This window comes from Acidobacteriota bacterium (genome assembly GCA_030697165.1).
Lineage (GTDB): Bacteria > Acidobacteriota > Vicinamibacteria > Vicinamibacterales > UBA2999 > 12-FULL-67-14b.
Genome location: JAUYQQ010000022.1, coordinates 476,052 through 499,944, shown reverse-complemented (window position 1 = coordinate 499,944; position 23,893 = coordinate 476,052). Strand labels below are relative to the sequence as shown.

The window sequence follows — 23,893 nt, the reverse complement described above, 5'->3', positions numbered from 1 at the left end:
ACTGCGAACCGTCCTCCGGACTCATTTGCTCGCCGACTGTCATCACACCAGCGGCGCGTAGCGCCGCCAGCGAACTGCGCCGGCAGGCCGCCTGAATCTGCGTCTAATCGGTGTCTAATCTGTGGCCTGAGGATACAATCGGCGCCGATGTCATCCGTGACCAGCGCTGTCACCATTGCCGATCTCCGCCACCGCGCCATGCTCCGCTTGCCGCGCATGGCGTTCGACTACATCGATGGCGGCGCCGAGCGCGAGTGGACCCTGCGCGAGAACTGCCGCGCCTACGAAGATGTGCTGTTCCGCCCGCGCTCGGCGGTCGCGACGGCCGCGTGCGACCTGCGAGCCACGGTGCTCGGCACCACCATCGACGTGCCGTTCATCCTGGCGCCGGTCGGCAGCAGCCGCATGTTCTTTCCGCGCGGCGAGGAAGTGGCGGCCAGCGCGGCGGGCGGCGCGGGCACCATCTACACGCTGTCCACGCTGTCGGGCTGCCGCATGGAGGACGTCAAGGCCGCCACCAGCGGCACGGCCTGGTATCAGCTGTATCTCGTCGGTGGCCGCGAGGTGGCCCTCGGCGCCATTGCCCGCGCCAAGGCGGCCGGCTTCAAGGCGCTGGTCGTGACCATCGACACCCCCGTGGCCGGCATGCGCGAGCGGGACGCGCGCAACGGCGTCAAGCAACTGCTCGCGCGCAACCTGTCCACTGTTCCGCACCTCGGCCAGATGCTGATTCGTCCCGGTTGGCTCTACCGGTTCTTCAACGACGGCGGCCTGATGAACTTCCCGAACATCGTCATCAACAACGAGCCCATGGGCTACGCCGACGTGGGCGCCGCGCTCGAGCAATCGATGACTTCGTGGACCGACTTCAAGTGGATCCGCGAAGCGTGGGGTGGCCCGATTATCGCGAAGGGCGTGCACACGGCCGATGATGCCCGGCGGGCGGTCGGCGAGGGCGCGGCCGCGATCGTGGTCTCGAACCACGGCGCGCGCCAGCTCGACGGCGTGTCGCCGACCATTCGCGTGCTGCCCGAGGTGGTGCAGGCGGTGCACGGGCAGACCGAGATCCTGCTCGATGGCGGCATCCGTCGCGGCAGCGACATCGTCAAGGCCCTGTGCATGGGCGCGCGCGCGGTGCTCGTGGGCCGGGCCTATGCCTATGGCCTGGCGGCGGCCGGCGAGGCCGGCGTCACCCGCGCCATCGACATCCTGCGCGCCGACGTCGTGCGGACCATGAAACTCCTCGGCTGCGGCCGCATCGAAGATTTAGACGGCTCGTTTGTCGAGGTCCCACCCGAGTGGACCTCCCGGGCCCGGAGTCTTCCCAATGTCGATTCGTCCCGTTAAGCGTGTAGTTGAGGCCACTCCCCACATGGAAGGCGCCGGCGTGAAGCTGCATCGCGGCTTCGGCTTTGGCGACACCAACGAGTTCGATCCGTTCCTGCTGTTCGACGACTTCCGCAACGAACGGCCCGACGATTACCTCGCGGGTTTCCCGTGGCATCCGCACCGCGGCATCGAGACCATCACCTACGTGCTGGCGGGCACCGTTGCGCACGGCGACAGCCTCGGCAACCGCGGATCCCTTGGCGCCGGCGACGTGCAGTGGATGACCGCCGGCAGCGGCATCATGCACCAGGAGATGCCACAGGGCGACGCCCAGGGCCGCATGCACGGCTTCCAGCTGTGGGCCAACCTGCCGCGCGCGCTCAAGATGACCGCGCCGCGCTACCAGGATATTCAGGCCAACGACATCCCCGAGATCACGGACGATGACGGGACGCATGTGAGGGTGGTGGTCGGTGACTTCTGGGGCAAGACGGGGCCGGTGGAAGGCGTGGCCGCCGATCCGCGCTACCTTGACATCTCGGTCGCGCCCAACCAGACCAAGCGGCTCGCGGTTGAGAACTCGCGGCATGCGTTCGCGTACGTGTTCGCGGGCAGCGGTTCGTTCCGCGACGCCTCGAAGCCGCTGCCGGTGCAGACCGAGCTGGTCGGCGTCTCGGACGAGGCCACGCCGTCGATGCTGGGCAACCGCTCGCTGGTGGTGTTCGACAGCGGCGACGAGATTACGGTGACAGCCGGTGACGAAGGGATTCGTTTCCTGTTGGTGTCGGGACGGCCGCTGCAGGAACCGGTCGCCTGGTATGGGCCAATCGTGATGAACGAGCGCTCGGAGCTGCAGCAGGCGTATGCGGAGCTCAAGAATGGGACCTTCATCAAGCATCGCTAGCGATAACGTGACTAGAATGAGGCATGGCGACCCTGTTCTCGTCTCCCCTACGCATCCCCCTGCACGTTGACGAGCGGTTTGTCCGGGCCTCCGGTCCCGGTGGCCAGAACGTCAACAAGGTGGCGACCGCGGTCGAGCTGCGGTTCGACATCGACAACTCATCGCTGCCTCACGACATGAAGGCGCGCCTCAAGGCCCTCGCCGGGCGCAAGGCCCTGACCGACGGCGTGCTGATGATCGACAGCCGGGCCCACCGCACCCAGGCCCGCAACCGCGAGGCGGCGCGCGAACGCCTGATCGATCTGATCCAGCGCGCCTCGGTGCCGCCCAAGAAGCGCACCCCGACGGCGCTGACCAGGGCCGCCAAGGAGCGCCGGCTCGCCGGCAAGAAGCACCACGCGCAGGTCAAGAAGACAAGAACGACTCGGCCCGATCGCGAAGAGTAACAGGAGTCAAGGAGATCAGGAGTCATTCTTGGGCGGTCCAAGAAATTGCTCGTGACCTCCTAATCTCCTGTTTTGTTTTGCGTCATAATCTCGGCGTGCCTGATTCGTCAAAGCCGCAGTCCTTCAGCTTTCTCAAACTGGCCGGCCCCGGGCTGGTCGTCGCCGCCACCGGCATCGGCTCGGGCGACGTCGTGTCGGCCACGGTCGGCGGCGCGCGCTACGGCTATGTGCTGCTCTGGGCGATCGTCGCCGGCGCGTTCTTCAAGTTCGTGCTGAGCGAGGGCATTGCCCGGTGGCAGCTGGCCACCGGCACGACCGCGCTCGAGGGCTGGGCCGATCACCTGCCGGGGTGGGTCAAGTGGTTCTTCGCCGTCTACCTGGTCATCTGGACGGTGTTCGTGAGCGCGGCCCTCACCAACGCCACCGGCCTGGGCATTGCCAACCTTACCGGCGGCGCCGTTCCCCAATCGTGGGGCGCGGTCGCGCACAGCATCATCGGGTTCGCGTTTGTCTGGCTGGGCGGCTACGGCAACTTCGAGAAGATGATGAAGCTGCTGGTCGGCGTGATGGCCTTTACCATCCTGATCTGTGCCGGCCTGACCCTGAGCGATCCGATTCCCGCCGTGCAGGGCCTGCTCATTCCGAGCATTCCCATGGGCAGCGGCACTTACGTGCTCTCGCTGATTGGCGGCGTCGGCGGCTCGATCACGATGCTGTCCTACAACTACTGGATGCGCGAAGAGAAGATGCGCGGCGCCGGCTTCCTGGGCTACGTCCGCGGCGACATCGCCGTCGCCTACATCTTCACCGCGCTCTTCGGCATCTCGATCATGCTGATCGCGAGCGATGCGCTGCATGAGCCGGGCGTCGCCCTCCGTAACAACGAAGCCGTGCCGCGCATGGCGGCGGCGCTCGGCGAGTTGCTGGGCACTTTCGGCCGGGTCGCGTTCTCGGCCGGCTTCTGGGCCGCCGTCTTCGCGTCGCTACTGGGCGTGTGGCAAAGCGTGCCGTATCTCTATGCCGACTTCTACGGCATCCTCAAGAAGATGTCGCCGGTCGACCGCCTCGAGGTCGTGAAGGTCACGAGCACGCCCTACCGGCTCGCGCTGGCGTTCATCACGCTGGTGCCACTGCCGTTTGCGTTCACGGGCCAGCCCATCGCCATCATCGTGCTCTACACCATCGTCGGCAGCCTGTTCGTGCCGTTCCTGGCGGCGACCCTGCTCTACCTGAACAACAAGGTGAAGTGGACCGAGGCGGTGCCGCACAACGCCTGGTACACGAACCTGCTGCTGGTCGCGATCCTTCTCCTGTTCGCCATCGTCGGCTCCCAGGAGGCCATCGGCGCCTGGCGGCAGGCATTCGGGGGGTGAACGCGATGCGGGAGGGCGAACGCGCAAGACCTGGCGTTCGTGGGGCGCCTCGCTGCGGTCGGCGTGGGGCTCGGCGCTCCGCGCCTTCGTAGGGCTCCACCTTCGCCAAGGCTACGGTGGACAGGTCGGCGCGTTGCACCTCGTGGGGTGGACACATGGAATTCCGAATTGATCGAAACGCCTTCAGTGTGGGGGCTGAGGTCGCCAGTTCAGAGGAACGGCTGGCGTACTGGCTGAGTCGCCCTCCGGAAGAACGGATCGCCGCGGTTCAGCACCTTCGCAGTCAGTGGCCCGGGACGAACCAGCCAATGCTGCGGGTGCTTTGCGTTATTGAGCGAGACACCCCGACACCTGACGACGAGAGATAGTCCCGCCACAATCCGACAAGTGATGCTCCTGGCTGGTCGGCATCCTAGTGGCCTTCATGAGAGAGCAAATCCAGGAGCGTCTGGCCCAAGGCCAGCGCCTCGTCCTCTTCCACAATTTTGTGCGGAATTGGCGCCGCGTCTAGAAGGGACTTCGCTCGCTCATAGGCCTTGGTTTCGTTTGAGGGTCTGCCAAGCAGAAAGTAGATCGTCCCCAATTCTTCAGCGTCCCTGAGGCCGACGGCCGTCCCAACCCACTGGGACGCCTTCCTCTGCATGGATTCAGGCCGCTTAAAGTCCATCGAGACAGGTTGCACGACGTGCCATTTGCCGTTCTTGACTGCGTGGTCGAACGTGATCTTGAGCTTGGAAGTTGCAAACGCCCTTGGCGTGAGCTGCCGGCGCACCTCACTTGGTAGCTGCCTCACGAAACCGTTCCACACCTGGGCATCGTCTCGACGCGGCGACTCGTCGGACTGACCCTTCTGCGACTGAACCATCCTGTCGAAAAGCAGCTCGGTCTCCTTATCCAGGTCAGATGTCACGCCGTGACGAACACTGCCGACCGACAGGCTAGTCGACCGGTCCGGGACGACCGAATTGAGCCAATCAAGGAGCGACTGGTCGTTGTTGAAGAGCGGCCGATCTGCAATTTCGCGCTCAGCTGTTCGGAATGATGCGAACAGGTTTGCAACAGCGCGCCTGAAACTTGTCCCGTCGAACTGGGAGAAGGCGTGCGTCAACCGTTCGTATCGCGTTTCGACTCTTAGTCTGAGGTAGCGCGCCTGCGGGCTGAATACGATTACGCCGACGTTCAACGATTCACCGGCGCCAATATCTGGAGTCGCACGAAGCACGACGAACGAATATGGATTGCTCATGAGATGGTTGCCCTGACTTCACGTTCAAAATCTGGCCAGTGCGCGACGAGTTCGGCCATGTGGTGCCGATGTCGTCCCCTATCGGTCGCCAAGAATCAGGAATCGTACCACAGACCGTCTCTATCGGCTTGATTCCCGCTGCCGCCATCGGGCCAAAAACACTCGCCCAGTCCACATCAGCCGAGCTGAGTTGACCATGAAACAGGTGTTGTTTCGCAAAACCCAACCGGCTGGCCTCCCATGGCTCAGGTTTTAGCAGAGCGAAGCGAAAACTAAACGCGTTCTCGAAGTCGTATGGGACCAATCCATCGGGTGCCCGCCCACAATTGGGCCAGCGCGCCGTGCGATCGGGATTCTGAGTCGCCAGGTCGAAGGCATAGATCCTCGCGGCCTCTACGATCTCGTTCTCGCCCAAAGTTGGTGACGCTGGAAACGCGTAGAGGTTTCGGACGTGCTCGACACCAACTGCCAATCCTGGTATTGGCTGAAGGCCTGCACGCTCGAGGTCATCACCAACTGCGTCCAGGAACTGCGGAGTCAAGTTGACCAAGGCAGAATTTGGGGCCGCCAAACCAAACAACCTGGCCAAGCGACAGCCGATAAGCTCGTGACACAGGGTGAAGTCAAAGACCTCCGGCAAGCCGATGGCCTTTACTACGTATCGACAACGGCGCTCGGTGTCTCCGTCAACGTGTGCGCATTCGAGCAACAAGGGCTTGGTTCGTCCTGTTGGCATCGCCTGCTCAAAGCGGACGGCCTCCCACACGAGATCGGTGAAGCCCATCGCCCTCGCTACACCTCGAAGACTTTCAGCACTTCGTCGCCGTAATGGTTAATCACCTTCACGGCGATCTTCCCCGTTTCCGGCTGCGCGAACGGGCGGCTGACGGTGCTGTAGAGCGTCGCCCACGCGGCCTCGTCGATCTCGGCCTTCAGCGCGCGCTTGAGCTTCTCGTACGGCTCGTCAGCGCCGGTGAAATAGGCGTGACGGACGAAAAAGCTTTCGCCGTCGTAGTTGGTGTCGATGAACCAGCAGGCGATGTCGTCGGTCGAATGGCTGCGGATGGCGCCCGTCGTCGGGTCGTAGACGTCCAGGCCATTCAGGTGGACGACGAGGTTAGGCGCGGCAGCCCACCGTTGAAATCGGCGTTCTCCTTGCGAAGCTCGTTCTCGATCCACGCATCCCCGTAGTGGCTGGCGATCTCGGCCAGGTAGATGGCGGCCGCCGCTTGCACGCCGGCCGTCAGCAATCTGGTCGGTAATGCCTTCGTCGTTAAACAGGAAATGGCGTTCCGGCTCGCTGAACGGCAAGTTCAAAATGGGGTTCGAGATGACGGGAGGCGCCACGGTCGGAGTATATCCGGGGATCACCAACAACAGGAGTTGAGAAGATCAAGAGCTTCTGAGCTCTTGATCTCCTGTCGATCCTCGCGGTACATAGCACGGGCGCGATGCCGAAGCACCGCGCCCGTTGATGTCTAGAAATTGAGCGAGAAGCCGATGCGGATGATCCGCGGCGACAGGATCTCGGTCGGGTTCAGGTAACTGCCGCCCACCGCGACGGTGCGGGAGACGGCGGTGTCGGAGTTGGTGATGTTGAAGAAGTCCACCTGCGGCTGGATGCTGCGGCTGCCGAAGCGGAACGACCGCGACAGGCGGATGTCGAACATCGTGACGTCGCCGAAGCGTTCATCGCCTCGCTCGCTCAGCTGAATCGTCTGGCTGGCGCGGGTCAGGGCAATGCCCTGGGCTGCCGCAGCGGCACGGGTCAACGAAAATGTTGACACGTAGGGATAGCCGTTGTTGGCGATCATCGAACCCGCCAGGTTGATGCGACCAGGGAGTTCATAGCTGCCCGAGAGGCGCAGCGCCGTCTCGGAGTCGTTGCCGATGATGCCCTTGGGGTAGAGCGTGTTATTCGGGTCGTTCAGGTCGGTGCCAGCCGCGACGCCACCCTCGTTCTTGCCGATGGTGAAGCCCGCCTGCATCTGCCACTTCTGCGAGAAGCGCTTGGTGGCGGTGAACTCGACGCCCTTATATGTGGTGTCAAGGTAGTCGACGTTGTCGCGCAGACTGGCCGTAACGGCGTTGGCCGCCGGCGAGATGTTGTAGACCGTCGCCGTCGTCGGTTTGGGGTTGGCCACCGTACCCCCGGGACCGTTCGGCACCGTGATGGTATGCGCGGTGTACGCCGAGGCCGGCTTCAGGGTATCGACCTGGCCGATCTGGTTCCGGTTGGTGCGGTAGTAGAACATCGCGCCCACGCGGACCGCCCCAGGCAGCTGGGTTTCGACGCCGAAGGTCGCCTCATCCGAGTTCGGCCACGCGACGCCAGGCGCGTACTGCACCTGGGTGCCGCCGCTAAACGCCGCCGGGCAGGTCCCGATCTCCGAGGCCTGCACCTTGCCGTCGCCGTTCGGGTCGGTCCACGGGCAGTCGCGCGAGCCGATGGTCAGCGGGTTGACGTTGGTCACGCGGTCGATGCCGGTCTGCAGGCCGTAGCGGCTGTAGCTGGCCTTGACGGCCGTGCGACCCGACCCGGTCAGGTCATAGGACGCGCCGGAACGCCAGACGGCGATGCTCTGGTTGATCACTTCCTGCGCGGCCACGGAACGGGGGCCGGCAAAGGTGCCACCGGGACTGGACTGTTCGGGCAGCCTGCCGACGTACTTGTCGTAGCGGCCGCCGATGTTCAGCGTCAGGCGGTTTATCGACCAGGAGTCCTGGATGAAAAAGCCGGTGACGGTCGCGACGTTTTCCGAAAACGCCGGCGAGTTGAACTGGCGTACCGAGGTCGGCACGCCGTTGTTGTAGATCACGTGGTGATCGCCGCGAACAGAGTAGTCAGAACCGTAGTACAAACGGCTCCACTGCACGCCGGCTTTCACCAGGTGCTCGCCGCCCAGGCCGCGCTTGCCGAAGGTGAAGATGTTGTCGAACTGGGTCCGCGAGTTGGGCTGGTGGTCCTGGCGATTCGAGGCCCTCGTTACCTCGGTGGTCACCGTGTCGATCTTGCGAATCGCATCGGGCGCCGTGTCGGGCTGGTAGGTGTAGTTGGTCTGGCCGTCCATCACGCTGAAGTTCGACTCGAACACCAGGCTGCCCCTGATGCCCGCGTACTTGGCCTGCGTCGTCTGCACCGGGTTGCTCTGCACAACGGAGGCGACATCCTCGATGCGCTCATTGCCGTCTCGCCGGTGACCCCGGATCTTGTCATTCCACAGGTAGGACACCGACAGTTTGTTATTGGGCGTCATCTGCCCGACCATCTTGCCGGAGTAGTTCTTCAAGTCGTTGTCGTCGAGCGCCTGCGAGCCATCGGAGTTTCTGGCGCTGACCAGCTTGTTGACCACCCACTTGCGATAGGTACCGTTGACCCACAGTCGGTTCTGCACCAACGCGCCGCCGCCCGACAGGTTGAAGTCGTAGGTCTTCAGAGTCGGGTTGCCCAGGAACAGGGGATTGGTCTTCTGCGTCTGGGCCCAGTTCTCGGACTGCAGGTCGTCGTTGGCGAAGTTGTAGCGGGCGTTGCCCTTCCACACGTTGCCGCCATCCTTGGTCACCATGTTGATGGAGACGCCGCCAGCCAGCGTTTCCGCCGGGATCGCCGAGGTCATGTAGTTGACCTCTTCGAACATGCCCTGGTCGTAATAGATCATCGTCGCGCCGCCGCCGCCGCCGGGCCAGTTCACCGTCGCGCCATCGATGTTGTAGCTGACGTCGGCCGTGTTCGAGCCGTGCGCCGACATGCTGCTCTGCTGCATCGACTGCGTGCCGCCGACGTCATAGGTCGCCACCTGCACGCCGGGGATCAGCTTGGCCAGCGACCACGGGTCGCGGCCGGTCGGGATGCCTTCCAGGATCTCCTGGTTCATCACCGTCTGCTGCACGTTCGAGCGCACGTCAACGGTGGGCGACTCACCGGTGACGGTGATCGTCTCACTGAGCGAGCCGACCTCCATCTTGCCGTTGATGGTCGCCACGAACGCGGCGCTGATGCGGACGTCGGGACGGTCCACCGAGCGGAAGCCCTGCAGTTCCATCTTCACACCGTAGGTGCCGGGCACCAGGCGGTCGAAGCGATAGGTGCCGTTGGTGTCGCTGACCTGGGTCTGCGGACCGCCAATCAGGCGCTCGCCGCTGAGCGTGATGGTCACGCCTGGCAGAACCGCACCGCTGGCGTCGGTCACGGTACCCGCGATCGACCCGGTTATCTGCGCATGTGCCAGGGGGGTCCCCAGCAGCAGCGCCGTACACACACACACCACTATTCGGCGAACAGCTGTCATTCTCTTCCTCCTCAATACAAACGGAAACAACGCGGCGCCATTGTCTCCGATTCCCGCCTCAGGTGGTAGGGCTTTAGACGAAACCGTGGGACGAGTGGGAAGGCATATACTCCAAAGATTAGGCGCATTTCCTTCTGGTAGACATCATGAGACAACATTTGCAGGCAGCCCTGTTCCTCACGCTCACCCTGGCCGGCTGCGCCCGGGCCACGCCCGAGCAGCAGTTCGTCAACGATGCCGCCGCCGCGATGGGGGGCCGCGACCTGATTGACGCGGTAAAGACACTGACCATCGAGGGCGAGGGCGTCAATTTCAACCTCGGCCAGGACATGAAGCCCGAGGCGACGACGCAGACCTTCGCCATTACCGGCTACAAGCGGGAAATCGACCTCGCCAACAGCCGCCAGCGGGTGCAGCAGACGCGGACACCGAAGTTTGCGTTCTTCCAGGGGCCACAACCGCAGACGCAGATCCAGGGACTGGATGGAGCGGTCGCGTTCAACGTGAACCCGGCCGGGACCGCCACGCGGCTGGGCGGGGTCGCCGCCGCCGACCGGGCCACGGATCTCTATCACCACCCGCTCACACTGCTGCGCTCGACCGCCGACCCGAAGACGACGATTGCCAACGTGCGAACGCTGGGCGCCGTGCGACAGGCCGAAATCCACACCGCCGCCGGGCCGGTGTTGACGTTGACGATCGACGCCGCGGGCGTGCCGCTCGCCATCTCGTCGAACGCGTACCACGCCAACCTCGGCGACGTGGTGATGACGACGACGTTTTCGGACTACCAGGACGTGAGCGGCCTGAAGTTGCCGCGCCGCCTGGCCGGCAAGGTGGACGACTTCACCACCTGGGAAATCCAGGCCTCGTCACAGACCGTTGACGGCACCATCGCCGACCTCGCCGCGCCGGCCTCGGTCTCGGCGCCCGCGGCGGCCCCGGCGGCGCCGAATGTCGTCGCCCAGGCGGTCGGCAAGGGCGTGTGGCTGCTCGCCGGCCAGTCGCACCACAGCGCCCTGATCGAGTTCAGCGATCACCTGATGCTGATCGACGCGCCGCAAAGCGAGGCACGCACCATGGCCGTGATCGCCACCGCCCGCGCAACCGTCCCGGGCAAACCGCTGACCCAGCTCGTGACCACCCATCATCATTTCGATCACACCGCGGGCTTGCGGGCGGCCATGGCCGAGGGCCTGACCGTGATCACCCACGCCGGCAACCGCGAGTGGGTCGAGAACATGGCCAAGCGTCCGCACACGCGTCAACCCGACGCGCTGGCGAAGAACCCCCGGCCGGTAACCGTCGAGACCGTGGACGGCGAGCGGGCGTTCAAGGACGCCGCCATGGCGGTGACGCTGTACCATGTCGCCGGCAACCCGCACTCCGACACCATGCTGATGGCCTACGTGCCCAGCGCGAGGGTGGTGATCCAGGTCGACGCGTTCGGTCCCGGCTCACAAGCCAACCCATATGCGGCCAACTTGTTGGAGAATATCCAGTCCCGCAAACTCGTCGTCGACCGCATCGTTCCGCTGCACAGCGTCATCGCGCCGTTCGCGGAACTGGTGAAGGCCGCCGGCCAATAGGAAAGCGTCCGACCGGTTATGCGCATGAAAGCCTCTCTCGTGTTCCTCGTGCTTGCGTTGGGCGCTGTCGCGCACGCGCAAGAGCCGCAGACCCCGTTCGAGCCCAGGAGCGGGCAGGCCGGCAAGGACGTGGTCTGGGTGCCGTCGCCGCCGGCCATGGTCAGCAAGATGCTCGAAGTGGCCAAGGTCACGCCGAACGACTTCGTGATGGACCTGGGCTCGGGGGACGGCCGCAACATCATTGCCGCCGCCCAGCTCGGCGCGCGCGGCGTCGGGGTTGAGTACAACCCCGACATGGTGGTGCTGTCGCGCAAGCTGGCGGCCGAAGCCGGCGTCGCCGACAAGGCGCAGTTCGTCGAAGGCGACATGTACGCCGCCGACATCTCGAAGGCCAGCGTGCTGGCCCTGTTCCTGCTACCGGTCAACCTGAACCGGCTGGCCCCGAAGTTCCTCGAGATGACGCCGGGCTCACGCATTGTCGGCAACACTTTCGGCATTGACGGCTGGGAGCCCGACGAACGGCTCACGCTCGAACCCGAGAGCAGCGACTGCGCGAGCTGGTGCGAGGTGCTGTTGTGGATTGTGCCGGCCAAGGCGCAGGGGCAATGGAAAATGGCCAACGGGATGCTGGAACTGTTCCAGACCTACCAGATGGTCGAGGGCTCGATTACCGTCGACGGCGCGAAGCACACCATTTCAAGCCGGGCGCTGCGCGGTGACGAGATCACCTTCATTGCCGGCGGCTTCACCTACCAGGGCAAGATCACCGGCAACGAGATCACCGGAACCATCACCACGCCCGCCGGGCAGCGGCCCTGGAAAGCAACGAGATAAACAGGAGTTCAGGAGTTCAGGAGAATTTTTGTCAAAGATTCTTAGCTCTTGATCTCTTGAGCTCCTGTTAGCGACGTCACGGCTGGGAGAGCTTCTCCATCGCGATGGTGAACGCGCGGCGGCCTGACTGCGGGTCGTAGACGATCACCGGCATCAGCCGCCCGCGAATGCGATCGGGGTTCGACCGCGCATAGCCCATCAGGGTCGACGCCAGCAGTTGCTGTGACCCCTCCTCCACTCCCGCACGCGGCCCGCCTGTGAACAGGTCGTTCAGCGTCAGGTCCCAGGCCTCGCCCCACAGCAGCGCGTCCACCACGGTGCCCTTCACGACGTTGTGGGAGAAGTTGAAGAAGAACGACAGCGGTGAGTAGGCCGTCTCGGTGGGACGATACGTTTCGAACGCCGCCAGCAGGGCCGGCTTGTGCTTCGTAAACAACTGGTGGAACTGCGCGCGATCGTCCTGCGAGTCGTTGAGCGAGGCGGGCGGGACGCCCACGAAGGCACGGGCGTCCGGGGTCAGTCCGTTGAGCAGCGCTTCTTCGAGGATGGCAATGTCGCGCCCGGCTTGATCCGTCATGTGGTGTCCGGCTGCTTGACCGCCGGAGCCTTGGCGAAGGAGGTTAGCCGGCCCCTCAGTGACCCGCCGGTCGTACTCGCGCATCACCCCCGCGAGCGCGAAGCACAACCAGGGGTAGTCGGCGACATTGTCGTCGCGCAGCGCGACGGTATCGCGGCCACACTGGGCCTCGAAGCCAAAGCGCAGGTGACAGCCCATGGCGGCGGCATGGCCGAGAGCAATTCGCACCTGGTGCGCCTCGTTCAGCGTCCGGGTCTTCGCCAGCAAGGTGACAAAGCCCGACTCGTTCAGCTCGTAATGCGACGTGCCGATCAGCAAGAGCGTCTCGGCATCCGCGGCAAACTGTTGGCCGCTGCCGTTCGGCCCCTGCAGTTCGGCCAGCAACTCGCCCACCAGATCCAGGTTGCGATCCGCGTCGCCATCGTCCCAAACGCGCAGCGTCAGTAGCTGCAGGACGTGCGCGAAGTAATAATCCAGCAGGATGGCCAGTTCGATCTCGGTGGCCGGCTCCCCGCCACGCTGCTCGACCAGGAAATGCAGCACGTCAATCGGGATGATGTCGGGATTGACCTGCTGCGACACGCCGTCCCAGTCGTGCAGGACATGGAAGCCTTCGCTGCGCGTCCGGCCGTCATAGGTGCGGATCATCCGGTCCAGAAAGATCTGATGGGCGCCGGCCTTGAACTCGTTGGCGCGCATGCTGTCGCGCAGGCGCAGTAGGGCCTTGCCAAGGTTCGGGGCACGGGCCGCGTCCGCGACGATTTCCTGGCGCGCCGAACCGCGCAGGGCGCTGCCCACGAGAGTGCAGGCGTGCTCGAAAGTGATGTCCATAGGTAGTAGCCAGTAGCCAGTAGCCAGTAGCCAGTAGCCAGTAGCCAGAACTGGCTTCTGGCATCTGGCATCTGGCTACTAGAATACCCGCATGAAACGGTTCACTGTCACCCTGGTGTTGCTCGTGTCGGCATTCGCGCTCGCCCCATCTGGCCAGCAGCGCTTCTCGGTTGTCGAGGCGACGATTCCGGCCATGCAGGCGGCCATGGCCAAGGGGCAGATCACGTCGCGCCAGTTGGTGGAGCAGTACCTGATCCGCCTGGCGATTGACGAGGACCGCCTGAATGCGGCGCTGGCGGTAAGCCCCACCGCCCTCCAGGAAGCCGACGTGCTGGATCGCGAGAGGGCGCAAGGTAAATTGCGCGGGCCGCTCCACGGCATTCCGGTCGCCTTGAAGGACAACATCCACACCACGAACATGCCCACCACCGGCGGCGCGCTCGCGTTTGCCGGCTACGTGCCGCCGTACGAGGCGACGCTCACCAGGAACCTCATCGCGGCTGGCGCCATCATCATCGCCAAGACCGGCCTCACGGAGCTAGCCAACTGGGTCGCCGGCAACCCGACGGCGATGCCCGGCAATTACAACGCGGTCGGCGGCTTCGCCTTCAATCCCTACGACCCCAGGCCAGACCCGCGGCCCGAGCCGGGCGACGGCCGGCCGGTGCTGCAGACCGGCGGCTCGAGTTCGGGCATCGGCACGGCCGCCAACCTGTGGGCCGCCAGCGTCGGGACCGACACCGGCGGGTCAGTCATCAGTCCGTCGAACGCCAACATGCTGGTCGGCATTCGCCCGACCCTTGGCCGCATCAGCCGCCACGGCGTCATCCCGATCACGGCCGACCATGACACCGCCGGTCCGATGACGCGCACGGTGGCCGACGCAGCGATCATGCTGGGGGCCATGGAGGGCGCAGCGCCGGATCCCAACGACGCGGCCACGCGCACGTGCGCCCCGCCGCCCAATCGTGACTACACGAAGTTCCTCAATGCCGGCGGCCTGAAGGGCGCGCGCATCGGCGTGCCGCGCGCGTTCTACCTGGATCGCGTGACGCTGCCGGGCGAATCCACGGCACGCGGCGGACTCAACGCCGAGCAGGCCAGGGTGATGGCCGAGGCGATCGCGGTGCTCAAGCAGTACGGCGCCACCATCGTCGACCCCGCCGACCTCCCGAGTTTCGTGGCCACCAACGCCAACGACAGTTTTCCGCTGTTCGATTTCTGCGCCGGCGCGGAGCACGCGAAGGGTAAGGACAGCACCTGCACGTCCAACTTCAAGTACGGCATGAAGCGTGATTTCAACGCGTGGCTGGCAAGCCTGGGACCGTCGGCGCCGGTCAAGACGCTGACCGAACTGCGCCAGTGGAACCTGGCGCACGCGAAGGCGAACGCGATCAAGTACAACCAGTCGCGCCTCGACATCTCGGACGAAATCGATCTGGTCGCCGACAAGGCCCGCTACGAAGCGGACCACGCCAAGGACCTGCGGCTCAGTCGCGCCCAGGGAATCGATGCGGTGCTGAAGGCCCACAACCTCGACGCCATCATCACGCCCGGTGGCAGCGGCGCCGGGATCGCCGCGCGCGCCGGCTATCCGGTCATCGCCGTACCGTTCGGCATGGTCCCCAACGCGCCGAGCCCGCCGTTCCCCGCTGGGTTCAACGCTATGCCGGCCCCATTCGGCGTGGGCTTCGTCGGCGCACAGTGCAGCGAGCCGAAGCTGATCGAACTGGCATTCGCCTTCGAACAAGCCACGAAACGCCGGGTACCGCCCCCGGCGGCGCCGTAACGGCGGCTGACGGTCAGCGCCAGCCGCCACCCAAGGCTCGATAGACGCCGACCACTGCCATGCGGTGCGCCGTCAGTGCCCGGTTGGCATCGAGCGCGCCGGCGATGGCATCGCGCTCGGCCTGCGTGCGCGCCAGCGAATCGACAAAGCCTTCGCGGTACTGAATGAACACGACATTGGCGGTATCGGCCGACGCGCCCGCACGCCGCTCGAAAGCCTGCAGTTCGCGATTGGCCGCGGCGTAGGCATCGATCGCGGTCTCCGCTTCCTCGATCCCGACCAGTACCGTCTGCTCGTAATCCGCGAAAGCGGCGTCCGCCAGTGCGCCGGCGGCCCGCCATTCGCGGCGGAGTCGCGGCCAGTCCAGCGCGTTCCACACCAGCCTCGGCGCGAGGACCCACGACCCCGAGGCCGCGTCGGCCAGACGTCCGACACTGCCGGCCACGAGGCCAACGGTGCCAGAGATCTCAACCCTGGGGAACAGTTCCGCGCGCGCGATGCCGGCCCGGGCCGCGGCCGCCTGGACCCGCGCTTCCGCGCCAGCCACGTCGGGCCGGCGGCGCAGCAGTTCCGACGGCGCGCCAATCGCGAGCGTCGACGCTCGCAGTGGCCGAGGGGCCTGCACGTCGATCTGAAGCGTGCCGGCCGGCTGGGCGGTCAGCGTCGCCAGCCGGTGGCGGGCGCGCTCGGCGCGATGCAACGCCGCGGACCGCGCCACCGCCAACTCGTCCTCCACCTGCTGCGCGCGCAACAGGTCGAGCCGGGTGACGCGTCCGGCCGCAATCAGCGCGCGCGTCGTCTCGAGTTGCTGCTGCGTGCTCGACTGCAGCCGGTCGATCAGCGCCAGGTCCTGCTCGGCGCCGCGCAACTCGAAGTACGCCGCCGCCACCTGCGCCGCGATCGCAACCTGCGCGCCACGCACATCCATCGCCGCGGCCGCGGCCTCGGCGACCGCCGCGCGGTGCGTCTCACGCAGGCGGCCGAACAGGTCGGCCTCCCACGCGACCCCAACCGCCGCCTGAATACGGGAGACCGAGCCGCTGCCCGCATCACCCGGGGTCTCGCTGGCGCTCAGGTGTTGCCGCGCCGCCACCGCGGTGGCCCCGCCCCGGGGCGCCCGCAGCAGCGCCGCGGCCCCGGCCAACTCGGTGGCGGCGGCAAAGCGGGACGCCGCGGCCTGGAGATCCCGGTTCGCCGAGAGCGCCTGCGCCATGAGGCCGTCGAGCACGGGATCCTCGAACTGACGCCACCATTCCGCCTCGAACGCGGCCTCCGAAGTGCCGGTGGCGGCCAGCGTCTGCGGCGCGGCAATGGTGCTCTGGGGGACCTGGTAACGCGGCGCGCAGGCAGCCCCCAGGATGGCGAGCGACAAAACCATGACAGATGCGAGATTACGCACGGACGGCTCCTTCTGCGATCGCACCAACCGTGGGAGCGACCAATCGTGTGCGCATCCGGCGCACCAGGTAATAGGCAACAGGGGTCAGAATCAGACCGAACAGGGTCACGCCGAGCATGCCGGAGAACACGGCGACGCCCATGGCGCGCCGCATCTCGGCACCCGCGCCGGTGGCCAGCGCCAGCGGCACGACGCCCATGATGAACGCCAGTGACGTCATCAGCACGGGACGCAGCCGCAGGCGGCACGCCTCGAGCACGGCCGCCATCAACGGCACGCCGTCATCCTCGCGACGCCGGGCGAACTCCACGATCAGGATGGCGTTCTTCGCCGCCAGTCCAATCAGCACGACCAGGCCGATTTGCGTGAAGATGTTGTTGTCGCGCCCGGTGAGCCAGAGTCCGGCGACGGCACTGAACAGGACAGCCGGGATCACCACCATCACCGACAGCGGCAAGGTCCAGCTGTTGTACTGCGCGGCGAGCAATAGGAAGGCCAGCAGCACGGCGAGCGCAAACACGACCTGGGCACCACGCCCTTCCCGCATCTGCTGATACGTGAGGTCGGTCCATTCGTACGCAAACCCCGGCGGCAGCGCCTCGTCCAGGATCCGGGTCATCTCGGCGACCGCCTGTCCCGAGCTCACGCCCGGCGCCGGACCGCCGTTGATATCGGCCGCGACAAACCCGTTGTACCTGGACACGGGATCGGGGCCGGCGTCTGGACGCACGGCCGCCAGGGCCGACATCGGCAGCATGGCGCCATCGTCGCTGCGGACCTGCAACACGCCGATCTGGTCCGCGTCGGCACGGAACCGCTGGTCGGCTTGCACGGTGACCTGGTAGGTACGGCCGAGCATGTTGAAGTCGTTGACGTAGAGTGAGCCGAGATACACCTGCAGTGTCTCGAAGACCCGCTCGAGGGGCACGTTCAGGTGCTTGGCGCGGTCGCGGTCCAGGTCGAAGAACACTTGGGGCACATCGACCTGGTAGTTGGAGAACACGCCCGTGAGCAGCGGCGACTGGCGCGCGTCGCCCACTACTTTCTGCATCGCCTCGAACAGGGCGCGATCGCCCAGGTTACCGCGGTCTTCAATCTGCAGCTTGAACCCGCCAATCGTGCCCAGGCCCGGCACCGGCGGCGGCGGGAACATCGCCGCCATCGCGCCACCGATGGTCGTGAACCGCTGATTGAGCGCGCCGGCAATCGCACCGGCGCCCAGGCTGTCGGAGCCGCGTGATTCGAAGGGGTCGAGCATGGCGAACATCACCGCGGAATTGGGGCTGGCGACGAAGCCGTTGATGGAGAAGCCCGGGAACGCCACGACACTCTCCACGCCCGGTTGCTCGAGCGCGATCTGCGTCATCTGACGGACCACGGCTTCGGTGCGGTCGAGCGATGCTCCATTCGGCAGCTGCGCGATGCCCACGAGGTAGTACTTGTCCTGAGCCGGCACAAAGCCGGACGGCACGCGCGTAAACCCGAACCAGGCGAGCACCAGCAGCCCGGCGTAGACCAGGCCCGTGACGCCCGCAAACCGGACGCTGCGGCTGACCGCCGCGACATACGAACCCGACGCCTGCTCGAACAGCGCATTGAAGCGACGTGTCAGCGGCCCAATCGTCACGTCCAGGAGCCGGGTCAGCCAGTCGGCCGGCGCGCCCTGCGGACGCAGGATCATCGCCGCCAGCGCCGGCGAGAGCGTCAGCGAGTTGATCGCCGACAACACCGTCGAAATGGCGATGGTCAATGCAAACTGACGGTAGAACTGGCCGGACAACCCGCCCATGAACGCCGCGGGCACGAACACCGCCGACAGGACCGCGGTGATCGCCAGGATGGGACTGGTCACTTCATTCATGGCCTGGATCGCGGCGTCTCGCGGCGTGCGCCCCTGCTCGAGGTGACGCTCGACGTTCTCTACGACCACGATCGCATCGTCCACCACGATGCCAATCGACAGCACCAACCCGAACAGCGAGAGCGTGTTGAGGGTGAAACCAAACGCGTGCATCACCGCCAACGTGCCAATCAGCGACACCGGCACCGCGACCACGGGGATGATGGAAGCCCGCCAGGTCTGCAGGAACAGCAGCACCACCAGCACGACGAGGGCGGTCGCTTCGAACAACGTGACGATCACATTGCGGATCGACGCCCGTACGAAGAGGGTCGGGTCGTAGACGATGCGGTGCTCGATGCCATCGGGGAACTCCGCCGCCAGGCGCGCCATCGTCTCACGGACGGCGGCCGAGACTTCGATGGCGCTGGCCTGCGGATCCTGGAGGATCTGGATCGCGGCGGCCGGCTGGTTGTCCAGCAGGCTGCGGACCGCGTACTGGTTCGACCCCAGTTCGACGCGGCCCAGGTCGCGAACCCTGACCACGCCGCCGTCGTCGCCGACCCGAACGATGATGTCGGCAAACTCCTCGGGATCGGTCAGCCGGCCGGTCGCATTGACCGCCAGCTGGAACGCGCTGCCGGCGGACGGCTGCTGCCCGACGGCGCCGGCCGCGACCTGCACATTCTGCTCGCGGATGGCGCGGACGACGTCGCCCGCCGTCAGCGATCGGGCCGCCACCTTGTCGGGATCGAGCCACACCCGCAGGCTGTAGTCGCCGGCGCCGAAGATCAGGACGTCACCGACGCCCGGAATGCGCGCCAGCTCGTCGCGAATGCGCAAGGCCGCGAAGTTCGAAAGGTAGAGAGGGTCGTAGCGGTCCTCCGGCGACAGCAGGTGCACGACCATCAGGATGTCGGGCGATGCCTTCTGGGTCGTGATGCCGAGGCGTTGGACTTCCTGCGGCAGTCGAGGGGCGGCGCGCGAGACGCGGTTCTGCACCTGGACTTGCGCCATGTCGGCGTCCACGCCGGCTTCGAACGTCACCGTCAGCGTGAGTGCGCCGTTGCCCGACGCCTGCGAGCTCATGTAGAGCATGCCCTCGACGCCGTTGATCTCCTGCTCGAGCGGCGCCGCCACCGTTTCGGCAATGACGGTCGGGTTGGCACCGGGATACGCCGCCCGCACCACCACCGTGGGCGGCGTCACCTGAGGATATTCGGTCAGCGGCAGTCCACCGAGGCTGAGGGCGCCGGCAATCACGATCATGGCCGACAGGACGATCGCGGCGATCGGGCGATCGATGAACACGCGAGACAAGTTCATCGCGCCACCTCCTGCACCGGCGCCACCTTGATGCCGGGCCGCAGGCCCGGCATGCCCGGCAGGATGACCTGATCACCGGCGCGGACCGCGTCGCTGACGACCCGCCAGCTGCCCGACCTGGCCCCGGTCGTGATCGGCCGGTACTCGACCGTCCCGTCGGCGGCCGCCACGAACACGAACCGCGCGCCCTGATCGGTGCCAATGGCGAGTTCGGGCACCACGGTGGCACGCGCGGCCGTGCCATACCGAAACCCGACCTTGACGACCGAGCCCGGTAGCAGCCGGCCATCAGCATTGGGCAACCGGGCCCGAACCCGGAGCGTGCCGGTCTGGGGACCGACGCCGTTGTCGACGAAGTCGATCGGCCCCTGGATCGCGCCGCCGCCATCGAGCACCGACACCGAGGCACGCCACGCCGCCCGGGTCTGCGCGGCGGCCGCGGTCGCGGTCGCCGGATCGAGATCGAAATAGACGTAGACGGGATCGGTCGAGTGCAGGACGGCGAGGCGGGTGCCCTCACCAGTGCCGCCGTTGACCAGGTTGCCCGGCATGACCTCGGCGCGGCCGACGCGGCCGGTGACCGGCGCCTGCACGGTCGTAAACTCCAGGTTCAGGGCCGCGTCCTGCACTGCCGCGCGGGCCGCATCGAGCTGGCCTTCGAGCATCGCGACTTCAGCGCGACGGCGATCGAGTTCCTCGACCGCGACCGCGTCGGCCGCCGCCAGCCGCTCGGCGCGACGCGCCTCTTCGCGGGCCCGCACGAGCTGTGCCGCTACCGTGGCCAGTTCGGCTTCGGCGCGCCGCAATGCAATTGAGTACGGCCGGGGGTCGATCCGGAACAACGGCGTGCCGCGACGCACCAGGCTCCCTTCGCGAAACAGCACATGCTCGAGGGCGCCGCCGACACGGGGGCGCAGTTCGACCGTGTGCACGGCTTCCACGCGGCCTGTATACGCAGTCTCGAGCGGAATATCGCGGTGCTCCGCGAGCACCACTCCTACCGAAGGGATTGGCGCCTCCTCGGTCGATTGCGCCCGGGTTTCGCAGGCGACGGTCAACATGACCGCGGCACTCGCCACCACCCCTCGCATCACTCCGACCGTCCACCACCGACGTGACACTTCCATTGAATCCTCCATGACTGGCAGCACGTTTATCTCTCCTTCACTCTGCGATTCCGGCCACGCCGACAAACCCGGCAGCGCGGCCATCGATAGCGACAAACAACACGTATTGGCCCTGCTTCATGAGCCGCGCGGGCCACTCGCCCAGTTGGCCCGTCGAGATGCCGAGATCCGCGAAGAGGGCGGCGTTGCCGACGACGACGGTGTGCCCGGCCACGCAGCCAGCGACACACTGGCCGACGGTTCCTGGCACCGGTTGAACTTCGCCGACCGCGATCTCGCGCTCGCGAGCGCTCTCGAGAATGGCCGACCGCACCGGCGGCTCGAGACCGCCGGCGAGGCTGGCCACGAGCGCCAGCAGGGCGCGGTCGTCACGGCCATCGAGGGCCATCACCGACACGAGCCTGGGTTGGTTCACCATGGAAGCGACAATAGCGACGCGCTGGTGGCCGCGTCCTTCCGGGGCGATGGATTTTTTCTGGTAGTATTCTTCCCGTCCGATGCCTGCAGCCACTCCCCCGGTCGCAAGGTTCGGTCCGTTCTCGCTCGATGTGGCCGATCACTCCCTGAAACGGGACGGCGTCACCATCGCGCTCACTCCCAAGCTGTTCGACCTGCTCGCCGTCCTCGTCGCCAACGCCGGCCGGTTGGTGGAGAAGGACGTGCTGCTACAGGCGGTGTGGCCGGACGTCGCGGTCGAAGAGGGCAACCTGGCGAAGGGCGTCTCGAGCCTGCGCCAGGCGCTCGGGCACTCTGACGGCACGCCGTACATCGAGACCGTCTCCAAGCGGGGTTACCGGTTCGTCGCCGCCGTTGGTGACGCCGCCGCAGCAACCGAGCCGCCGCCGCTGTCCACCGCCGCCGGCTTGGCCGATCCCGGTTCAGCAGGCGGACCGGCGCTTCCTCGGGAGAATTCCATCGCGGTCATGCCTTTCACGGACATGAGCCCGGCGCGGGACCATGACTTTTTCTGCGAGGGCATGAGCGAGGAGATCATCAACGCGCTCGGCCGCGTCCCTGAACTGAGAGTCGCCTCGTATACCTCATCGCAGCGCTACAAGGCGGCGGCCACCCATACCCAGGGCATCGGCCAGGAACTGATGGTCGCGTGGTTGCTGGAGGGCAGCGTCCGCAAGTCTGGTGACCTGGTCCGCATCGCGGTGCAGCTGGTGCGCGCCAGCGACGGCTTCAGCGCCTGGAGTGGCCGGTTCGATCGAACACTCGACGATATCTTCAGCGTCCAGGACGAGATCGCCGGGATGATCGCGCAGACCCTGACGCAACGCGTCGGCGCGGGGGCGAGCCCCCTCGTCACGTCCACCACTACGAACACCGATGCCTATTCCCTCTACCTCGAGGGACGCCACCTGTGGAACAAGCGGCCCGGTGAGGTCGTGTGGCAGGCCATCGACCGCTTCGAGCGCGCGATTGCGACCGATCCAGAATTTGCTCCGGCGCACGCGGCGCTGGCGGGGGTCTACGGCACGCTCGGCGCCTGGGAGTTTGGCGTGCTGCCGCCAGCCGAGGCACTCGCGAAATCCAAGGTGTCGGCTGAACGGGCGCTCGCGCTCGATCCGCTACTCGCCGCCGGGCACACCGCACGGGGCTATGCGACCTTGCATTTCGACTGGGATGCCGAGGCAGCCTGCGCCCAGTTTGAGCAGGCGCTCGCGTTGAACCCGGCGTGGGTCGATGCGCACCACTGGCTCTCGCATGCGTTGTGCGCCGCCGGACGCTTCCCCGAATCGCTCGTCGCGTGCGAGCAGATGTTGCACCTGGATCCCCTCAACCCTTTAATGCACGCCCACCAGGCCTGGCACCACTTCATGGCGCGCGAGTATTCCGCCGCGCTGGCAACATCGGAGCATGTCATTCGCATGGAGTCCGGGTTCCATTGGGGGCACTTCTTCGCCGGGTGGGCGCTGGAGAAGCTGGGACGCGGCGCCGAGGCGATCGGCACGCTCAGGGAGGCCGTCCGGCAGTCGTCGGAGAATCCTGTCATGGTGGCGGGGCTGGGACACGCCTTTGGGGCCATGCAGGATCGACGAGAAGCCCTGCGGATCATCCAGGAGTTGTTGCGGTTGCGCGGTGACAAGGGGTTGTTTGGCTACGAAATCGGCGTGATTCATGCCGCGCTCGGTGACCACCGCGACGCGTTCGATTGGTTGGGCATTGCTGTTCAGGAACGATCCGGCTGGATTGCCTACCTGTCAGTCGACCCTCGGCTCGAGTTCCTGCGTGCGCATCCGCGGTTTGCCGCGCTCGTGGCCGACGTCCGCGCGCGGCGAGGCGGCGACCACGGGGCGCCGACCCACACACCGGCCGGTGGCGGGCGGCGGCGGAGTGCCACGCCGAAGCGCGCACGTCACTGAGGCGGCTCATCACCTGAAATTCCCACGCCCCGCGGCATTTTCCCCGGTACGCCCGTCCAGGTTTCCCGTTCATGCTAGATTCTTGCCAGTAAACACCCGCGGTTGCCGCCATCAGAACGGTTGGCACCAGTCGTGCACTTGTGCCTGCCAGGAGAACTGTTATGCGTCTGACATTCTGCGCACTCGGATTCGCGCTCCTGGTCGCGGTCGCGCTCAGTAGCGCCCCCGTCATCACCGCCCAGGAACCCGCGGCCCAGAGGGCTTCGCTGGCGATCACGGGCGGGAACAACTTCGCCCAGTACTGTGTAGCCTGCCACGGCAAAGACGCCAAGGGCACCGGCACGCTGGCCCCAAACCTCAGGCCGAAGCCTGCGGACCTGACCTTGCTCAGCAAGAACAACGGCGGCACGTTCCCGCGCGACATGGTGTTTCAGGTGATCGATGGCCGCCAGAAGGTCAAGGGACACGGCGGCGGCGACATGCCGGAATGGGGCCCGACGTTCCTGGCCGCCGTCGGCCCTGACAACCCCGACGCGGTGACGCACCGTATCAACGCCCTGATCGACTACCTGGAAACGGTGCAGGTGAAGTAGCAGCTCGTTGCCGCGGAGAACAACAAGCGCCG

Annotated in this window: 17 protein-coding genes and 1 pseudogene; 9 read left to right on the top strand and 9 right to left on the bottom strand. The window is 66.1% G+C overall.

Annotated features, from left to right (window positions below; all coding sequences use genetic code 11):
- Nucleotides 1–147 precede the first annotated feature (147 nt).
- From Q8T13_21855 to Q8T13_21840, 4 genes are all read left to right on the top strand, one after another.
- Complete coding sequence (locus Q8T13_21855; GenBank protein ID MDP3720416.1) at nt 148–1,347, top strand: alpha-hydroxy acid oxidase; 1,200 nt, start codon at nt 148–150, stop codon at nt 1,345–1,347.
- Nucleotides 1,328–2,233, top strand: coding sequence for a pirin family protein (locus tag Q8T13_21850; protein MDP3720415.1), 906 nt, complete (start codon nt 1,328–1,330; stop codon nt 2,231–2,233). The genes Q8T13_21855 and Q8T13_21850 overlap by 20 nt, the downstream gene beginning before the upstream one ends.
- A gap of 23 nt (nt 2,234–2,256) precedes the next feature.
- On the top strand, nt 2,257–2,679 hold the full coding sequence (gene arfB / locus Q8T13_21845) for an alternative ribosome rescue aminoacyl-tRNA hydrolase ArfB (GenBank protein ID MDP3720414.1): 423 nt from the start codon (nt 2,257–2,259) through the stop codon (nt 2,677–2,679).
- A gap of 95 nt (nt 2,680–2,774) precedes the next feature.
- The gene (locus tag Q8T13_21840; protein MDP3720413.1) at nt 2,775–4,052 is read left to right on the top strand and encodes an Nramp family divalent metal transporter; all 1,278 of its coding nucleotides are present in this window, start codon (nt 2,775–2,777) and stop codon (nt 4,050–4,052) included.
- Between the two features lie 412 nt (nt 4,053–4,464).
- On the opposite strand, the gene Q8T13_21835 is transcribed toward Q8T13_21840, so the two are convergent.
- The 4 genes and pseudogenes from Q8T13_21835 to Q8T13_21820 all read right to left on the bottom strand — a co-directional run bounded on the left by Q8T13_21835 (nt 4,465) and on the right by Q8T13_21820 (nt 9,557).
- Nucleotides 4,465–5,235 carry a DUF3037 domain-containing protein gene (locus Q8T13_21835; GenBank protein MDP3720412.1) on the bottom strand — a complete coding sequence of 257 codons (771 nt, stop codon included), beginning with the start codon at nt 5,233–5,235 and terminating at the stop codon, nt 4,465–4,467.
- 4 nt (nt 5,236–5,239) lie between these two features.
- Entirely contained in the window at nt 5,240–6,082 is an 843-nt protein-coding gene (locus Q8T13_21830; protein MDP3720411.1) for a hypothetical protein, read from the bottom strand.
- A gap of 8 nt (nt 6,083–6,090) precedes the next feature.
- Nucleotides 6,091–6,414: pseudogene (locus Q8T13_21825) on the bottom strand (site-specific DNA-methyltransferase).
- A gap of 362 nt (nt 6,415–6,776) precedes the next feature.
- Nucleotides 6,777–9,557 (bottom strand): TonB-dependent receptor, encoded by a 2,781-nt coding sequence (locus tag Q8T13_21820; protein MDP3720410.1) that lies wholly within the window; start codon nt 9,555–9,557, stop codon nt 6,777–6,779.
- Nucleotides 9,558–9,733: 176 nt separating this feature from the next.
- On the opposite strand from Q8T13_21820, the gene Q8T13_21815 reads away from it, so the two are divergent.
- Nucleotides 9,734–11,176, top strand: coding sequence for an MBL fold metallo-hydrolase (locus Q8T13_21815; protein ID MDP3720409.1), 1,443 nt, complete (start codon nt 9,734–9,736; stop codon nt 11,174–11,176).
- Between the two features lie 24 nt (nt 11,177–11,200).
- Entirely contained in the window at nt 11,201–12,010 is an 810-nt protein-coding gene (locus Q8T13_21810) for a methyltransferase domain-containing protein (GenBank protein MDP3720408.1), read from the top strand.
- A 76-nt stretch (nt 12,011–12,086) separates the two neighbouring features.
- Here Q8T13_21810 and Q8T13_21805 read toward each other — a convergent pair whose 3' ends face one another.
- Entirely contained in the window at nt 12,087–13,418 is a 1,332-nt protein-coding gene (locus tag Q8T13_21805; protein MDP3720407.1) for a hypothetical protein, read from the bottom strand.
- Nucleotides 13,419–13,509: 91 nt separating this feature from the next.
- On the opposite strand from Q8T13_21805, the gene Q8T13_21800 reads away from it, so the two are divergent.
- Entirely contained in the window at nt 13,510–15,207 is a 1,698-nt protein-coding gene (locus tag Q8T13_21800) for an amidase family protein (GenBank protein MDP3720406.1), read from the top strand.
- Between the two features lie 13 nt (nt 15,208–15,220).
- Here the strand turns inward: Q8T13_21800 and Q8T13_21795 are convergent, their stop codons facing one another.
- From Q8T13_21795 to Q8T13_21780, 4 genes are read right to left on the bottom strand one after another with little or no spacing between them, the layout of a single operon-like run.
- Nucleotides 15,221–16,585 carry a TolC family protein gene (locus tag Q8T13_21795; GenBank protein MDP3720405.1) on the bottom strand — a complete coding sequence of 455 codons (1,365 nt, stop codon included), beginning with the start codon at nt 16,583–16,585 and terminating at the stop codon, nt 15,221–15,223.
- Nucleotides 16,586–16,598: 13 nt separating this feature from the next.
- Nucleotides 16,599–19,772, bottom strand: coding sequence for a multidrug efflux RND transporter permease subunit (locus Q8T13_21790; protein MDP3720404.1), 3,174 nt, complete (start codon nt 19,770–19,772; stop codon nt 16,599–16,601).
- Complete coding sequence (locus tag Q8T13_21785; GenBank protein MDP3720403.1) at nt 19,769–20,893, bottom strand: efflux RND transporter periplasmic adaptor subunit; 1,125 nt, start codon at nt 20,891–20,893, stop codon at nt 19,769–19,771. The genes Q8T13_21790 and Q8T13_21785 overlap by 4 nt, the downstream gene beginning before the upstream one ends.
- 43 nt (nt 20,894–20,936) lie before the next feature.
- The gene (locus tag Q8T13_21780) at nt 20,937–21,317 is read right to left on the bottom strand and encodes a hypothetical protein (protein MDP3720402.1); all 381 of its coding nucleotides are present in this window, start codon (nt 21,315–21,317) and stop codon (nt 20,937–20,939) included.
- A 79-nt stretch (nt 21,318–21,396) separates the two neighbouring features.
- Between Q8T13_21780 and Q8T13_21775 the strand changes: the two genes are divergently transcribed.
- Entirely contained in the window at nt 21,397–23,268 is a 1,872-nt protein-coding gene (locus Q8T13_21775) for a winged helix-turn-helix domain-containing protein (protein MDP3720401.1), read from the top strand.
- Between the two features lie 161 nt (nt 23,269–23,429).
- A complete protein-coding gene (locus tag Q8T13_21770; GenBank protein MDP3720400.1) occupies nt 23,430–23,861 on the top strand; it encodes a c-type cytochrome in 432 nt (143 codons plus the stop codon).
- The last annotated feature ends 32 nt before the right edge of the window (nt 23,862–23,893 follow it).

Bases quoted from the DNA above. Each gene is read 5' to 3' on its own strand.
- Q8T13_21790 (MDP3720404.1), bottom strand. From the start codon at position 19,772: ATGAACTTGTCTCGCGTGTTCATCGATCGCCCGATCGCCGCGATCGTC.
- Q8T13_21775 (MDP3720401.1), top strand. From the start codon at position 21,397: ATGCCTGCAGCCACTCCCCCGGTCGCAAGGTTCGGTCCGTTCTCGCTC.
- Q8T13_21850 (MDP3720415.1), top strand. From the start codon at position 1,328: ATGTCGATTCGTCCCGTTAAGCGTGTAGTTGAGGCCACTCCCCACATG.
- Q8T13_21855 (MDP3720416.1), top strand. From the start codon at position 148: ATGTCATCCGTGACCAGCGCTGTCACCATTGCCGATCTCCGCCACCGC.
- arfB (MDP3720414.1), top strand. From the start codon at position 2,257: ATGGCGACCCTGTTCTCGTCTCCCCTACGCATCCCCCTGCACGTTGAC.
- Q8T13_21780 (MDP3720402.1), bottom strand. From the start codon at position 21,317: ATGGTGAACCAACCCAGGCTCGTGTCGGTGATGGCCCTCGATGGCCGT.
- Q8T13_21805 (MDP3720407.1), bottom strand. From the start codon at position 13,418: ATGGACATCACTTTCGAGCACGCCTGCACTCTCGTGGGCAGCGCCCTG.
- Q8T13_21770 (MDP3720400.1), top strand. From the start codon at position 23,430: ATGCGTCTGACATTCTGCGCACTCGGATTCGCGCTCCTGGTCGCGGTC.
- Q8T13_21810 (MDP3720408.1), top strand. From the start codon at position 11,201: ATGAAAGCCTCTCTCGTGTTCCTCGTGCTTGCGTTGGGCGCTGTCGCG.
- Q8T13_21815 (MDP3720409.1), top strand. From the start codon at position 9,734: ATGAGACAACATTTGCAGGCAGCCCTGTTCCTCACGCTCACCCTGGCC.
- Q8T13_21800 (MDP3720406.1), top strand. From the start codon at position 13,510: ATGAAACGGTTCACTGTCACCCTGGTGTTGCTCGTGTCGGCATTCGCG.
- Q8T13_21830 (MDP3720411.1), bottom strand. From the start codon at position 6,082: ATGGGCTTCACCGATCTCGTGTGGGAGGCCGTCCGCTTTGAGCAGGCG.
- Q8T13_21795 (MDP3720405.1), bottom strand. From the start codon at position 16,585: ATGGTTTTGTCGCTCGCCATCCTGGGGGCTGCCTGCGCGCCGCGTTAC.